The sequence below is a fragment of the Spartobacteria bacterium UBA695 genome, assembly GCA_002298145.1.
Classification (GTDB): Bacteria; Verrucomicrobiota; Verrucomicrobiia; order Chthoniobacterales; family Chthoniobacteraceae; genus UBA695.
Map to the genome: position 1 here is coordinate 1 of DBMP01000028.1, position 14,856 is coordinate 14,856.

A 14,856-nucleotide genomic window follows, 5' to 3' on the forward strand; every position below is an offset into this window, starting at 1 on the left:
CCAAGCAAGTCGCACCGCTGCTTTGGGAATGGTGCGACATGCAGCTTTTCGCCAACTATTTCACACGGGTTGCGGAAAATGAGAGCGGCAAAAAGCGGGGCGTTGGCGGGCGCGAGCGCGTGCTCTACACCTGTCACACGGCGGCGTGGGACGCGAAGAACCGGCACGGGTTCGAAGAGAAATTGCCGTTCGCGTTTGCTTCCATTGCTTCCGCATTCGGAACAACGGCGCCGGTTCAAAAACCGGCTCCCGTTGACAAACTTGCCGAGTTATTCAGCGGCAAAGAGGACGGCATCAATGCGTTCTTGCTCTCTCGCTCGCAGATCAAGCAAGGGCAAACGTGGCGCGACCTTCCGGGCGATTACAAGGCCCGTGTGCTCGCCGCTCCCGAGAGGTTTATGCAGACGGTGGCGCAATTCCGACCGGAGGCGGCCCAATGATTCTGCGCCCCTCCAATCTCCCCAAACTGGCGGCATGCCCGTGTTACGAACCAAATCCAAATGCTGGACCAGCGGCTGAACGTGGGTCGGCGTTGGATGCCTTGTTCCGGGCCCGGATGCAAGGCGACATGGACCCGTCGGGAATGGCCCACGACCTGAACGCCGAAGACATCGGTGCCGTGGAATGGGCCGTGACCACATTGAAAGTGCTGGCCGGAGATGCGCAGGTCATCACGCGGGAAGAGGATTGCTGCGTCACGATTCCGGGATTTGAAAAGCCCGGCACTGCGGACGCGCTGATCCTCGGGAAGTTCGCCCATGCCGATTTGAAAACCGGCCAAATCCGCAACTACCGGGAGCAAATGGCGGCGTATGCGCTGGGTTTGATGGAAATGCATTTCGCGTCCGAATGGACCGCCCACTTGCTGTTTTGCGACCAGCGGCAGGTTGTCACGCTTCACTTCTCCTATGACGAAGCCAAGGCGACCGTCGAAAAGGTGATTGCGGCGTACCGTGACGCAGGGAAGCAACCCGCCATCTGCGATTACTGCGGTTGGTGTGACAAGGAAATGACCTGTTCTCTCCGGCGCACACTTGCGCAAAATGCCCTCTCCGTCTCCGAGCCGGGGTTCCTATTTGAAGCCGTCCTCGCTGATAACGAAACGCTCGGGAAGTTTCTTTGCGCGTGCGCCGTCGTGAATGACTACCGAGGGAAGGCTGAGGAAACCGCCAAAGAACGGCTTCAGGCCGGAGCAACCATTCCCGGCTGGAAACTCGCCACCCGGCGCGGGCCCGAGTTCGTCGATCACATCACGGTTGGTCATCACATCCAAGCCATCGGATTCGGCCTAGTGCTCGCCGCTTACGGCAATCTTTCCGCCAAAAAATTCCGGGAACTTTGGGCTGCAAAGTTCCCTCAAACCCCATTCCCCGAAGAGACCGTCAAGCACGGCCACACCAGTCTCTCGCTGCGCCAAACCCACAAAAACTAATTCCCTTTATGCCTTCCTACAAATCCTCCGAACCCACCAGCCGTCCTGATTTCGTCGAGCCCGGCGACTATACCCTTGAAGTCATCAACGCTACGGAAACTGTTTCCAAGAAGGGTAGCGACATGATCGAGCTTAAACTGAAAGTCATGCCCGATGAGGCGGTATTTTTTGATCATCTCGTGTTTGTCGAAAACGCTTACTGGAAAATCGACGCTTTCCGCGCCGCCATTGGCGAGATCGTGCTTCCCGATGAGGAAGTGGATATTCATGCCGACGATTTCATTGGAAAACAGGGCCGCGCCCGCCTCGCGGTCGAGGAATACAACGGACGCAAGCGTAACACCGTGGCCGCCTGGCTCGTGCCGGTAGCCAAACCGGCAACTTCCACAGTCACCAAGAAAGGAGACGATGATGACGACCTGCCTTTCTAGTTCCATCGCCCTGCGGCCCTATCAAATGCAGGCCCGAGAGGCCATCATTGAAGGGTTCTGCGAATACCGGAGGCAGCTTGCAGTAATCAGCACGGGCGGGGGTAAAACGATCGTTTTCGCCTCGCTTGCCCAGCATTACCAACCCCGGCGAACACTGGTGTTAGCCCACCGCGAAGAACTGATTTTTCAAGCTGTGGATAAAATCCACCGGGCAACCGGACTTTTCCCCGAAGTCGAAATGGCCGATTCCAAGGCCAGTCTCCATGCACCCGTGGTGGTCGGCAGTATTCAGACATTGGCGCGGGAAAAGCGGCGCAATCGATGGCCCCGCGACCACTTCGGGCTTGTGGTGGTTGACGAATGTCAGCACGCCCTTTCCGATTCATACGCTTCTGTTCTGAGGCATTTCGATTCGTTCGCTCATGTGCTGGGTGTAACAGCGACGCCTGATCGCGGAGACCGCAAGAGCCTTGGTCAATACTTCGAGAACATCCCCATTGAAATTGGTCTGTTCGATCTGATCCGGCAGAACTGGCTCGCGCCAATCAAAGTCAAGACGGTGCCGCTGCAAATCGGCCTGGACAAATGCCGCACCACTGCGGGCGATTATAACGCCGAAGATGTTGGGCATGCATTGGAGCCTTATCTGGCACGGATCGCCCGCGTTCTTTACGAGCATCGGCACCGGAAGATTCTGGTTTTCCTGCCGCTCGTCTCCATCAGCCAGGACCTGGCGCGGCTATGCCGGGAGCACGGCATCCGCGCCGAGCACATCGACGGACAGTCCCGGGATCGCGCGGCAATTCTAGATCGGTTCAAGCGAGGCCAGACCACGCTTCTTACCAACGCCATGTTGCTTACGGAGGGTTACGACGAGCCGAGCATTGACTGCGTGGTGTGCCTGCGCCCCACACAGGTTCGCTCGCTTTACAGCCAGATTGTGGGGCGGGGCACGCGGATTCATCCTGGCAAGGACCATCTCCTTTTGCTCGATTTTCTGTGGCTCGCCGAGGAGCACAATCTTATCAAGCCCGCGCATTTGATCGCGGGCGACGAAGACGAAGCCAAGGCGATCATGGATGCGCTCGGCGGTGAAGGAGACCTTGAAGAAGCCAAAGCGGCGGCGGAAGCAGACCGTGCGGAGAAACTGAGGGAACGTCTTGAACGCAACCGGACCCGCACGTCGCGCTCCTTTGATGCGATGGAGTTCGCCCTTTCTCTGAAAGATGTGGCCCTTGCCGATTTCATGCCGACGATGCCCTGGCACGAACAGGAGGTTACGGACAAACAGCGGGCGCTCATTGAGCGGTTCGGCCTGGACCCTGATTCCGTTAAGAACCGGGGGCATGCGTCGGCATTGCTGGATAAGCTGTTCCTGCGCTCCCGGCTCAATCTGGCCACGGCAAAGCAGGTGCGTTGGCTTTACCGCACCGGCCATCCCCAGCCTGAAACGCTCACCTTTGAGGAGGCCAGTGCCCATCTCTCCGCGTGGGCCGACAGGAAATTGAAGACCGCATGGCCACTCTTCAGGATCAATTACGGGCGGGTGAAAACCGCCTTTCTGAAATCGAGGTCGAACTGGCCGGGCTTGGAGATGGGGTAGACGAAGAGCAGGTGGCCTGGGCGCTAACGCGCTTTGAGGGACTCACTGCGGCACTTTCCGTTGGAGACAGAGCGCGGCTGATCCAGCTTTTGGTGGAACGTGTCACCTACGACCGGGAAAAGGAAACCGTTGCCGTTGCGTTCCACTCGACGGGGTTCGAGACACTTCTGGAGCAAACAGCATGAGTATTACCATTGAATCGAAGATTCATTTTTCCAATGGCCGCGACGGGCGCAAACGCCTGCAGAACGGCCCGAAGGCCCGCCCCGCCGCGCCTTCGCCGGTCCCCCGCATCGCTCGACTGGTCGCCCTCGCCATTCATTTCGAGGAACTGATTCGCCGGGAAATCGTGCGCGATTATTCCGATCTGGCCCGGTTGGGCGGCGTGTCCCAGCCCCGGATGACCCAAATCATGAACCTGCTCAATCTCCCTCCGTGGCGGCAGGAGGAACTGCTTTTTCTGGAGGGAACGACCAAAGGACGGGATCGCATCACGGAACGTGATGTGCGCAAGGAAACGCAGACGTCCCTGTGGAAGCCGCTTGCATAAAAGTCCCGTAAACATCTATTCCGAGGCAATTCTCTGCTTCATATAACCCAGTCGATTCTCCTGCGCGAGATCTCCTACCGTTCTCCTAATTTGAAGGGGCTCGGGAACCGAACGATTTGCGTTGTTTCTATGCCGCCGCCGAATTCCAGTCATCCCGAGTTGGTAGAGGTTGAGTGCGAGTTCCGTTTGAGCGGCCTTTTGCGACATTAACACAGCAAAGCAGCCTGAAGAACATAGCTATCGATTCTATGACCAGGACTTCAAGTAAATTGCGGCGGGTTTGCATCAGATCCGATTCAGGCACGCTCACCTGTAACACCGATCTCGCCAACAAGCTTCAATCTCTGTACGTAATGGACTCTCTTTTGGAAGCTTTTCTAACGCAATTCTTAGGATTCGCTTCACTTGTGAAAGTCGGTTTTGCCATTCAGTATAGGTGATTAACTTCATGTATCGTTCGGTATCTCGCTCGGTAATATCCGGCAAAGATAATAGGGCGATCAAAACTTCCGGTGCATACGAATTTTGAAGATGTGCAAGTATCCATTCGTATGCGACGTGAATTAACTCCGTCTTTTCTGATGCTGCGGTAGTCGAGAGATGAAGATCAAGGACCAATGCCGGACCTCCTTCGTCTAGACCACCCCTTTCTGATGCCCATATTCGGGCCAATGTTTCAAGGCTAACTTTTTGTTGTATACTAATGAAGCTAGAATTAAACCATGGAACAAAAACAAAGCCTGCATGGTAGGCTCCGCTCCATGTATTCAGCCATAATGTTGCACATTTCGCAATTTCTTCAGCCAGTGTGTATTCCTTAATATCCTGATTCAAAAGTGCCGCAATCACAAACCGGGCCACTCTATCCCTCCACCACTTTTTAAGCCACGCGATCGCGTGCATAACAGCCTGTCTAGCATCCAGCTCCTTTAAGTCCTTGCGGCGTAGCAGCGAAGCAAGAACAGTCTGCGCATTTCGATTTGCGGAGTATTTTTTAAGCCACGCGATCGCGTGCATAACAGCCTGTCTAGCATCCGGCTCCTTTAAGTCCTTGCGGCCTAGCAGCGAAGCAAGAACAGCCTGCGCATTTCGATTTGCGGAGTGTTTTTCCAGCCACGCGGTCGCGTGCATAACAGCCTGTCTAGCATCCGGCTCCTTTAAGTCCTTGCGACGAACTAACGGACCAAGAACGAAACCCGCATTCTCCTCCGTCCCACGCTTTTCCATCCACGCCATCGCATGCATAATAACATTGTCAGCATCTACCTGTTTCAGGTCCTTAACGCATAGTAGTGGGTCAAGTAGATATCCAGCCTGTTCCTCATCACTGTATTTGGTCAACCAAGCAGTCGCATACGCCGTAGCTTTTTCCTTGTCGACCCGATTGATGTCCCGATGCTTGAGTAGTGGACGTAAAACGAAGTCAGCGCAGTCTGCCTCTGAGTGGCTTTTCAACCAAATCATCGCGTGTTCAATTACCATGCCTGCGTCCGTTCCCCTGACGTCTCGGCTGCTTAGCAAGGACCTCAAAACAAAGCCAATGCGGTCTGAGGTTGCGTGGCTATCGAGCCATGCGATAGCGTAAGTGACGGCTTTGCGCGCATTCACCCGATTCAGACTATCGTGATTCAACAGTGCATTTAAGACAAAGTCAGCACGGTCTGACCTGCCATGGCTCCCTAGCCATGCGACAGCGTAAGTAATGGTTTTGAGTGCATCCGCTTTATTGACCTTCTTGTTGCTCAGTAAAGGGTCAAGAACAAACCCCGCCGATTCCTTAATTCCATGGATCTCTAACCAAGCCATCGCATGCGCAATGGCCGCAGCTGATTTCTTTCCATTGGCGATCGCATATTTTAGTAGGACACCAAGAACAGCCTCCGCCTCTTGTTCGGCGCGGCACTGTTCTAACCATACCAATGCAAGCGTGATAGCGCTGTTTGCCTCCGGGTCCTTAAGGCCCTTTCGGTCCAGCAGAGGCGCAAGAACAAACCCCGCTATTCTCTTGGTGCCGTGTTGTTCCAACCACGCCAATGCATGGGTGACGGCCTTCCTGGCCTCTGCATCCTTCAAATCCTTTCGGCCCAACAGCGGCGCAACAACAAACGCAGCTTTTATATCCACTTCGCATTGTTCCAACCACGCCGATGCATGTGTGACAGCCCTACTAGCATCTGGCTCCTTTAAGTCCTTTCGGCCTAGTAGTGGCCTCAGAACAAAAGCCGCCTCTTTCTTTTTCCCGTGATTTTTCAGCCAACCGATCGCGAAAGAAAATAGTTTGCCTGATTCTTCGAGTTTTAATTGGTCGATGTTCAAAAGTGCCGAGATGACAAAAGAGGCCGCATATTCTGAATGCCAGGAAACGAGCCACTTCATCGCGATCTTTATCAGTTCACAAAGCGTGTCACCGGAAACGGTATTCAGCCCTCGATACAAAAGATGGCGCGCCTCGAAATGGGAATCGTATTTTTTAAGCCAAGGGGCAACAATTACGGACCACAGCTTAATCGCTTTATCTTCGAATGGAGATCCTCCGAAAACCGCGCCTAATGCGTACGAACCGTGGTTTGGTGCTTCATTCGCAATCATGCAGCCAATTTGTTTTGCGTGTTTCTCCAACCAATGTTGGGATTCGATGCGGAGTTCGCAGAGGCGGCTGTTGGATATAGAGCCCTGAACTCGGCTTAATGACTTGGTTATATTTCCGAAACTCCGTATCTGACTCAGCGCAATACTGAGCATTGCGTTGAGTTCACTAACTCGTACACACCGCCCTTCAAATATCGTCAGTTCTATTATTTCATCGACAACCACGTCGTGGGCGGCGCTTAACCAACAATTATCTTTTTCCATCCAGCCCAATTCACGTAAATTCTGTACGATTATTCGACCGCCCGTTCCAATTTTAAGTTCCTGTAATGTAAGGCGCGCCGCCGCATATAGCCCGTTTTCGCTATCGGGTGCGGAGGCAAGCACCGCAGCAGCTGCGACTACGTACCCGGGGGGAGAAATGGGTTCCCAAATGGATTCGGGTCTAGGTATCGTAAGTCCATCTTCGCACAACCTTCGCCTTAGCCAGTGACCAAGTGGATCTTCTCCTCGAACAGGCTGGACCGTTGTTTTGGTCAGATTTCCAGCGTTCGCTAATTTTTCAAGCTGCTGTGCAATCAGAAGCGAAATAATCGGACGATGACCGCATATACAAAAGACCTCGTGATCAGACAATATCTCGCACGCTTTCGGTGCGGTTCGCTTTACCACCCATCGAGATAGTGCATTCGACTCATCGTCTGATAACGAAAGGTCGACGCGAGTAAATGAATCATCCAAGTCCTGCTTTTCTTTTACAAAAATGGGGCGACTGTTTGCGAGATATGCTAAATGGATACCGGCTTCACGTGCCCGAGGAATAGTGCTGCGCCGGAAAAAACCGAGATCGAAATGCTGCATCTGGTCGACATACTCGAATATAAGAAGTGTCCGTGACGAACCCTGAGCGATTATATTTTCACCGAGTTCCTCGGCAGTAATCGGAGGATCACTGGGCAAGACATATAACACGCACCAGCCGCGTTTCTCAGCCATCAGAGCAACTTCGTAGCACGTTCTGGTCTTGCCTGCTCCGCCGGGTCCGACCAACAAAATGCCCATATCTGTTTGAGGATCACCCAGTCGATCGAACAGAGTTTTGGGATGAAAGGGTGAATCGTTGCGAGGGGGACGGTAAGGCAATCCATCGTTACAGAGAAAACGTCGGAAGCCTATTAGTCCTGCTCGGTATTGATTCAGAGAAAGAATGCTTGGCATTCCTGTCCCGATCCATTTATCTCGAACATCCTTTAAGTCTTTCAACCAGCTCCTCACGTCAGTCCAATCGAGCACCATGATATGTTGGAGAGGAAGGCGCTGGTCGTCTGGCAGATTGGTAAAGAAATCTTTAATGCGTTCCTCAAGCTTGATCCGATAATCGTGTGTCCGAATAACAGCGCTTACGATATATATATAGCTTTTTGCTCTTCGCCAAGGCTCGAATCGACCGTGCCAACCTTTTGCTGCTTGTGCCGATAGTTTCGATTTGACTTTCTCCCAGCCATTCGTAATGTTCTTTTCCAACCCTTGAAGAGTATCGTCGTGATCCTTGCATTCGACTATGGCCGGTAGCGGCACTTTTTCAAAAGGACGAAACAACCCCGCATCCATGTCCAAAAAACAATCGATACTTCCATCCTGTCCCTTGGTTGGATACGAATGTCCCGACATCGAAAGAATACCATCGCCGATGAGCTGCTGAAAAGCATCTGAACGATTGTCGAACTCTTTTGCTCCCGCCCCATCCATTTGAGCCAAGTTAAAATTTGTTGGAAAGTCGTGAAACATAGGTCGTTATACTATGAAGTTAGTTCTTAGAAACGGCAAAAGTAATGGCAGGGCTGGTAAGCATGATCGAGTCCAGAAATAGTCGAATCTGATCAAAATAATATGCATATGCAACGCTGATAGATGGAGTGGGATCGGAGTCTCGTATTGCCTTAGCCATTACGGAAAGGGTGTAATAAAAGGGTCTGAATTCTGTTCTAGGCCACGTATAGCCTTGATGGAGAGTGGAGCAGTTGAAGGAGGCGATGGCTGTTCCGACACCTGCCGCAAACTATGCATTTCTGTCAATGTCGCGGTAATTGGTTTGCCCTGTTGATTCTTTTGCGGTGCTTTATAGGTATGATAACAAACAATACCAGATGCAATTGATATAGATATAATCCATACGGACATAATTACTCGCATGCGCTTCTCTACGTAGGATCGAGTGGCCGCTATTGCTGTGGAATAACCTCCATTTGTTGCATCCTCTGAATCAATATTCCCGAAAATTTTGTCGAAATCAATGGGAGCAAAAAAAGTAGAATATTGCCGCCGCAGATCCACGTAAAGTGCCTCAGATCTATCCATCTCCGCATTGACCGAAGACTTGGCATACAGAGCATGAAGCAATGATATCGCCGCCAATGCATATCCTAAACTCGCAGTCTGCTGGGTAAAAGCCCCATCAAATGTTTTGTCCTGTAAAACTTTAATTAACAGAAAAGAGGTGACGAAGGTCACAAGGCCATAGAAGTTTTTCTCTAAATTCGATACTGCGTTTTCGACAGACTTGGACGCCTTGCCGTCGATTTCGAGAATAAACGATGTAACCTTGCTTCGGATCTCGACATAGTCCTTGAGATTCCTCGTTAGGTATAGTTCGTATCCAGACTTAATTGCCGGTAGAACTCGTGGATCTAAATTGAATATACTATCAGTCCAGTGGAGTGAAATAAAATTTCTGGCTAACCCAAGTCGATCTCCAAGAGGTCCAGCTGCCCTGTATTGGTAAACCCAGTCATAGATTTGCTGAAGGCTATCGTTACGGGATTCCGGAATTGTAGACCAGCTAAACGTCTCCTCCTGCATCCGGTGCCCTATTAGCCGAACAAGAAAGTGGTCTTCATCCGATTTAATGACTGCATCCGCCAAAGATGCGACTGAAAGAAAGTTTTCGAGGCGTGCAAACGACCTATAACAACTAGGCAAACCGGAGCCCGTAATGATGCGAAAATCTTCTGGGAATAGTCTACAGTTCCAATCGGTCGTAACAACTTCGCGACGGGCCATTGTTAACTCAGCCCGTTCCTTCGCTGATTTGTGAAAAGTCGCCGCAACCGAGGCGGAACTAACAAAAGCAAAGGTCTCAGATCCCCAAGGAGGGTCGAACGAACTGTGTACAAATGCAACGTGTTCGGCAGCGTCGAGCACGAATGAAAACTGCCCAATTAGATCGGTAATTCTTTGGTCGGAAATCCACCTGAAGAAAACTTCCGGGTCAAACAGGCGAATGATACCTTCGACAATGCGATTGGAAACACTAAAGCTAACATATATTGACTGGCAGTCGCAATATGATTGACCAAGATCGCGATACATGTCCGCCCAGCGGGAGCCGTTTTGGGGCGTGAAAGTGAAAGGCGATTCAGCGCAATCTAACTCTACCGAAAACATCCACGTGTCACTGGCTAGTGTTCCGAAATGCTCCGCAACCTCATCTAAGGACCGAAGTGTGCTTGGTTGTCCATGCCAACGGAAATTGGCAGTCTTGATCGTCTCATTGGCTTGTTCCACTGTTGGATCGGCAACGAAACAACGAACGAGTTCGTTCAAACGCGTCGTCATAAGTATTTACTTTCCGCCCAGGCAGCTCCAGCCATCTTCCGAGACTACAAACACTCCTTTTTCTTCATTGATAATTTCAGCCCGAACGACAGCTTTAAGGTCTTCGAGTGGCGATCTGATCACTAGGTCAACATCTTGCGTTAGCCGAATTGGAGTGAGGCGAATATTGCAAGCTTTATCATTAATCTCAAATCTGGCATCGAACCGCTTATTTAGCGTTTTTGATTTCTCTGGAAGTTCGGCAGCCTTTTGACGGAGAGAGTTTATATCCAGAGTCTCCGTTTCCGGTCGATAGGTCCCCAGAACTGTATTTACCACATCCGCGTGGACATACGCTTTTTGAGTTCGAAAGTAGTATGCTATGCTGTTGCGCAGAATGTGGTAGTCTGGTTCCGACTTCGGCTTCACCGATTTTACCAGAAATTCTTTCCAAGCTCCGTAAGCCCTCCTGCTGTTTGTGTCATTACTAGTTTCTTCGACCAACTCCAAAAAATCTCGCCACCAAAATTGAGAAATAGTGGAATTTGAGTCGTAAATTGCGATTTCATGGAAATTCACACCTTCGTCAGTTTTGTCGAGCGTGCAGAAGCATGTTTTCAATACCCGGTTTCGGTCAAAAGGAAATCCCGCTTCGCGCTGCCACGTGGTTCGACTTAGGTAGCTCATCTGCTCGAGCTTGGCGAGGAGGAGGCACGGCTGACCATTACATAAAAGAGAAACGGTCAGCAGGTCCCCCGACTGTGGATGAACGACACCGTTTTCCACCTTGCGTTGACACTCACACAATCGTTGAGCGAGAACGTCGGAGGAAGGCAGAAAACTTTTTGTCTCCAAAAGACCAAGTAGTTTAGCTTTCGCTTCGGGTTCCCGCCCGGCCGGAAAGCCGAACAGTCTCACGCCCGATTCGGAACCGAGGAACCCAAGCAGTGCGCGCACGTAACCGGAGACCTCGTTTTCGCTCTTTATAGTCTCTGCTCCCACGGCTCCAGTTGCATCCGTCGGTATTTTGTGAAGCACAAAGTTGTTTAGTGCTATTTCCATGGTGAGTTGGGGGGATATTTCGTTGTCAGACGATGGTCAGCACTGCGCGGCGAAGCCCCCAGATATGGAGCCATTCATGAATTCCTTCGTTTCCCCGTTTAACCGCGTATCGTACGGAACAACACTGGCTATTGGAGATTTGCGCTGAACTCACACTGATGTGCAAGACTTTTCGGCTCTTTTCTTCGGATGTGAGAAAGGGCTGCGGTGAGGAACATGGGAAAAGGAGCAACAACTGACGCCGAAAACAATTGGGCAACATCATTCCTCCTCTACATTCCGGCAGCCCTGTTCAAACTGGGAGGGTGTAAAGTTTCTTCTGTAATTGGATTCTTCGCGAACCGAGTGCAGCCGGCCCCGGAAGGGGCTTTCGCAAAGTTCGTCGGGGGCTGGCCAGTGTGGTTTCCTGTTGGGGTGCAGCAAACACAACCAACAAAAGCACACCTCTTTATGAGCCTTTGCCTTTCTGCAAATTTTCCTTTTTGATGGACGGGTTGAAAACAAGGCGAGGCTTGTCGAGGAACAGGAAGCTTCTCCTGCATGCAGTCCAACCCCAGTTTTGAAAAGCGTTGGGCAAGGAAGTCCATTCCGAAAGGTCACTTAACCAGATTTCGGGCAAAACAGAGAGTCGAGAGAGGTTTGGGCCGGTTGGGGCGCAAAAAGAGAAAAACAGGGGGCTCCTTCCTCTCTCGGGAAAAAACAGAGAAAATGGACACGCCGCGCAAGTGGCTGTGTTTCAATGAGTTGCCGAGATCGAGTGATCTACGGGGTTATTTAACCCAGATGGCACTGGTTTCTCAATGCCGAGGAAATGGTTGCGGGGGCGGGATTTGAACCCGCGGCCTTCAGGTTATGAGCCTGACGAGCTACCAGGCTGCTCCACCCCGCGATCTGGTCTGTTCAAAGTAGCTCAGAACGTGGCCTTTGCAAGTCCGTTTTTAGTTTTTATCCGAAATATCGGGCTCCCCTGAGTAATTCCCCCTTCCGCCTAGCCGAAATTTCTTTCTCTTCCTCTCCATTCGCCCTAGTTATTGGGGCGGCAGCCAAAATCTCCACAGGAAACACGTGTATGTTGCATCGTATCGTTAATCTCATCCGCGGCTTTATTGGTCTGATGGTCGGCAAGGCGGAACGCCAGAATCCCGAAGCCTTGCTCGAGTTGGAAAAGGAGAATCTGCGCAAGCAGATCGGCAACTATAATCAGGGGCTTGCCGCGCATGCGGGGCTCTGTGAGCGGTTGGTCGGCCAGGTGCGCAATCGCGAGGCGGAGGAGGCCGATCTAAAGGCGAAAACGACGGCTCATTTGCGCGCCGGTAATCGCGATGTTGCCGGGCAATATGCGCTGCGGCTCCAGACGGTCTCCCGTGAGATTGATGAGAACCGCAAGCAGCTTGAGCAGGCGGAGGCGGCTTATCGCGAATTGGTGCAAGCCCGCGATGTGGCAGTGAAGGCGGCCAAGGATAAGATCGAGGCGATGAGCAGCGCGGTCAGTGATCTTAAGGTAAAGCGCGCCACGGCGGAACTCGCGGAGATGGCCAGCGGAATGATCGGGGCGATTGGCGGGGTGGGGGAAAATTCCGACCGCCTCAAGCAATTGCTCGATGAGGAGAAGGCGAAGGCGGCGGGCCGCATTCGGGTAGCGCGTGATTCGATGGGCGCGGAGGGGATTGCGCTGAAGGAGACCGAGCAGAACGCGCTGGCCGAGCAGGCTCTGGAGGATTTTGCCGCAAAGGAGGGGATCCTGTTGGACCCGAAAATCATCCCTCCTTCGGAAAACCCCGAGCCGCCCAAGCGGTTGCAACCGTAGGCCCGGGGGGGCAGCGGATATGCCGCTCTAGCCGCCGTCTACAGCCCTGCAAGCTTCCAGCCCCACGAAACCCAGTAGGGCATGGTCAGGAGCGCCAGCGCCGTGGTGCCGATTACAATCTGGACGGCGAGGCCGACGTCGCCGCCTTGGTGCTTGACTAGGGCCACGGGAAATAGCCCTGCGGGCATGGCGGCCTGGACGATGAGCACTTGCTTGAGCTCCACCGTGCAGGGCATCCACCACGCCACGGCCAGGAAGGTCAGCGGCAGGAAGCCCAGTCGCAGAAAGCATGCGCCGCTGAAGGCCCGGGCGTCGCTCCACGAGGGCTTGGCGTCGCCCAGGAAGTCGGTAATGATGGCCCCGGTGAGGAGCAGCGCCAGAGGGATGGCGGAGTTGCCCATCATGGAGAGCGCCGTGAAGACCCAGTCCAGGCTTTTCGGAACGGCCTCGCGGAAATGCAGCAGATTGAGCACCACGGAGGCGAGCACGGTGATGACAGGGACGTTGAAGATGCGCCGCCAGAGGCTGATCCCGGTGCGATTAGGTAATATTAATGCGGTCGCCACCCAGAAGGTCAGCTCCACGCCGAGGTTGAACAGGAAGAGCACCCCGAGGGCCTGTTTGCCGAAGAGGCTGCCCACGATCGGGATGGCCGTGAAGGCGTAATTATAGATGCCGGTGACGTAGACGAACGTGCGGGTGGGCGCTCCCTGGGTAATGCGCAGCAGCCGCGCGCCCAGCCAGCAGAAGGCGAACCCGGCCACCATGGTCGCCGCGCCGATGAGCGGCGGCACCCAGAGGTTCGCGGCCTGGTGGAGCGCCTCGTTGCCCAGGATGTTGGTGGCGATCAGGCAGGGGTAGAAAAAGTTGAGGTAAATGCGCATCAGGCTGGCGTCGGCCTCGGTTGAGAGGACGCCGGTGCGGCGGGCGATGAGCCCGGCGAGCATGATGACAAAGACAGGGGCGATGGCGGCGAAAAGCATGGGCGGAGGAGCGCGGGCGGCGGTGGCGGCTTAGCAGACGGTTAGCCGAGCAGTTCGTAGCTTAGCACGCTCAGGCAATAGAGCGCGGCGGTTTCGGTGCGGAGCACGATGGGGCCGAGCGTGATCGGCTGGCTCCCGGCATCGAGCGCGAGCGCAGTTTCCCCGGGGGTGAAGTCCCCCTCCGGGCCGATCAGGATGAGCACGCTTTGCGGAGGGGTCCCGCCCCGTTCGCGCAGCGCCTCGGCAAGCACCTCTTTGGGGTGGCGCGAGCCGGGGGCCAGCGAGGCGATCAGCTTCAGGTCGAATGCGTTTTGCAGCAGGCGCTCCATTGGCTGCGGGGTGAGTACGGAGGGGAGCCAGTTCTGCCCACACTGTTTGCAGGCCTCGACCGCCACGGCTTGCCATTTTTCCTGTTTGTGCACGGCCTCGCGGGCGTCGCATTGGACGACGGTGTGTTCAGTAAGGAGCGGGGCCACGGCGGCAGCGCCCAGTTCGGTCGCCTTCTGGACTACGAGGTCCATGTTCTTGCCCTTGGGGATCGCCTGGCCCAGGGTGACGCGGCAGCGTTGCGGAGCGGCCTGGGTGAGCCCCAGCGCCTTGAGGGAGACGGTGCGTTTGGTCGTGGCGGTGATCTCGGCCGTGGCCTGGCAGCCCTGGCCATTGAATAACACCGCGCGGTCTCCGGCCTTCATGCGGAGCACGTGCAGGGCATGGTGGGCCTCCTCCTCGCCCAGCTCCAGGGAGGCGGGGTTCCAGCGCTCGGGTGAAATGTAAAAACGGGGCATGGCTCCATCATGAGGCGGGC

At 53.8% G+C, this 14,856-nt stretch carries 10 protein-coding genes, 1 tRNA gene and 1 pseudogene; 6 read left to right on the forward strand and 6 right to left on the reverse strand.

The features are described 5' to 3' along the window. The 5 genes and pseudogenes from B2828_RS15900 to B2828_RS15920 all read left to right on the forward strand — a co-directional run. Nucleotides 1-440, forward strand: a pseudogene (locus B2828_RS15900) (hypothetical protein); the annotation flags it as partial. A gap of 128 nt (nt 441-568) precedes the next feature. Then, entirely contained in the window at nt 569-1,432 is an 864-nt protein-coding gene (locus B2828_RS15905; protein WP_479634758.1) for a DUF2800 domain-containing protein, read from the forward strand. An 8-nt stretch (nt 1,433-1,440) separates the two neighbouring features. After that, entirely contained in the window at nt 1,441-1,863 is a 423-nt protein-coding gene (locus tag B2828_RS15910; protein WP_479634759.1) for a hypothetical protein, read from the forward strand. Next, entirely contained in the window at nt 1,841-3,466 is a 1,626-nt protein-coding gene (locus tag B2828_RS15915) for a DEAD/DEAH box helicase (RefSeq protein WP_479634760.1), read from the forward strand. The genes B2828_RS15910 and B2828_RS15915 overlap by 23 nt, the downstream gene beginning before the upstream one ends. Before the next feature lie 181 nt (nt 3,467-3,647). Further along, nucleotides 3,648-4,016, forward strand: coding sequence for a hypothetical protein (locus B2828_RS15920; protein WP_479634761.1), 369 nt, complete (start codon nt 3,648-3,650; stop codon nt 4,014-4,016). A 306-nt stretch (nt 4,017-4,322) separates the two neighbouring features. Here the strand turns inward: B2828_RS15920 and B2828_RS15925 are convergent, their stop codons facing one another. From B2828_RS15925 to B2828_RS15940, 4 genes are all read right to left on the reverse strand, one after another. After that, the gene (locus B2828_RS15925; protein ID WP_479634762.1) at nt 4,323-8,393 is read right to left on the reverse strand and encodes a hypothetical protein; all 4,071 of its coding nucleotides are present in this window, start codon (nt 8,391-8,393) and stop codon (nt 4,323-4,325) included. A gap of 159 nt (nt 8,394-8,552) precedes the next feature. Further along, nucleotides 8,553-10,208: a hypothetical protein gene (locus tag B2828_RS15930; protein WP_479634763.1), complete on the reverse strand. Its 1,656-nt coding sequence runs from the start codon at nt 10,206-10,208 to the stop codon at nt 8,553-8,555. Nucleotides 10,209-10,226: 18 nt separating this feature from the next. Further along, nucleotides 10,227-11,261, reverse strand: coding sequence for a hypothetical protein (locus tag B2828_RS15935; protein WP_479634764.1), 1,035 nt, complete (start codon nt 11,259-11,261; stop codon nt 10,227-10,229). Between the two features lie 812 nt (nt 11,262-12,073). Next, nucleotides 12,074-12,150: transfer RNA gene (locus B2828_RS15940), tRNA-Met, on the reverse strand. 180 nt (nt 12,151-12,330) lie between these two features. On the opposite strand from B2828_RS15940, the gene B2828_RS15945 reads away from it, so the two are divergent. Continuing rightward, nucleotides 12,331-13,068: a PspA/IM30 family protein gene (locus B2828_RS15945; RefSeq protein WP_479634765.1), complete on the forward strand. Its 738-nt coding sequence runs from the start codon at nt 12,331-12,333 to the stop codon at nt 13,066-13,068. A 38-nt stretch (nt 13,069-13,106) separates the two neighbouring features. On the opposite strand, the gene B2828_RS15950 is transcribed toward B2828_RS15945, so the two are convergent. Together B2828_RS15950 and B2828_RS15955 are read right to left on the reverse strand one after the other, a co-directional pair. Beyond that, complete coding sequence (locus B2828_RS15950) at nt 13,107-14,051, reverse strand: AEC family transporter (RefSeq protein ID WP_479634766.1); 945 nt, start codon at nt 14,049-14,051, stop codon at nt 13,107-13,109. A gap of 41 nt (nt 14,052-14,092) precedes the next feature. Then, nucleotides 14,093-14,836: a 16S rRNA (uracil(1498)-N(3))-methyltransferase gene (locus B2828_RS15955; protein WP_479634767.1), complete on the reverse strand. Its 744-nt coding sequence runs from the start codon at nt 14,834-14,836 to the stop codon at nt 14,093-14,095. Between the last annotated feature and the right edge of the window lie 20 nt (nt 14,837-14,856).

Excerpts from the sequence above, each read along its gene's own strand:
- B2828_RS15905 (WP_479634758.1), top strand. The coding sequence starts at position 569 with ATGGACCCGTCGGGAATGGCCCACGACCTGAACGCCGAAGACATCGGT.
- B2828_RS15955 (WP_479634767.1), bottom strand. The coding sequence starts at position 14,836 with ATGCCCCGTTTTTACATTTCACCCGAGCGCTGGAACCCCGCCTCCCTG.
- B2828_RS15935 (WP_479634764.1), bottom strand. The coding sequence starts at position 11,261 with ATGGAAATAGCACTAAACAACTTTGTGCTTCACAAAATACCGACGGAT.
- B2828_RS15920 (WP_479634761.1), top strand. The coding sequence starts at position 3,648 with ATGAGTATTACCATTGAATCGAAGATTCATTTTTCCAATGGCCGCGAC.
- B2828_RS15910 (WP_479634759.1), top strand. The coding sequence starts at position 1,441 with ATGCCTTCCTACAAATCCTCCGAACCCACCAGCCGTCCTGATTTCGTC.
- B2828_RS15950 (WP_479634766.1), bottom strand. The coding sequence starts at position 14,051 with ATGCTTTTCGCCGCCATCGCCCCTGTCTTTGTCATCATGCTCGCCGGG.
- B2828_RS15945 (WP_479634765.1), top strand. The coding sequence starts at position 12,331 with ATGTTGCATCGTATCGTTAATCTCATCCGCGGCTTTATTGGTCTGATG.
- B2828_RS15925 (WP_479634762.1), bottom strand. The coding sequence starts at position 8,393 with ATGTTTCACGACTTTCCAACAAATTTTAACTTGGCTCAAATGGATGGG.
- B2828_RS15915 (WP_479634760.1), top strand. The coding sequence starts at position 1,841 with ATGATGACGACCTGCCTTTCTAGTTCCATCGCCCTGCGGCCCTATCAA.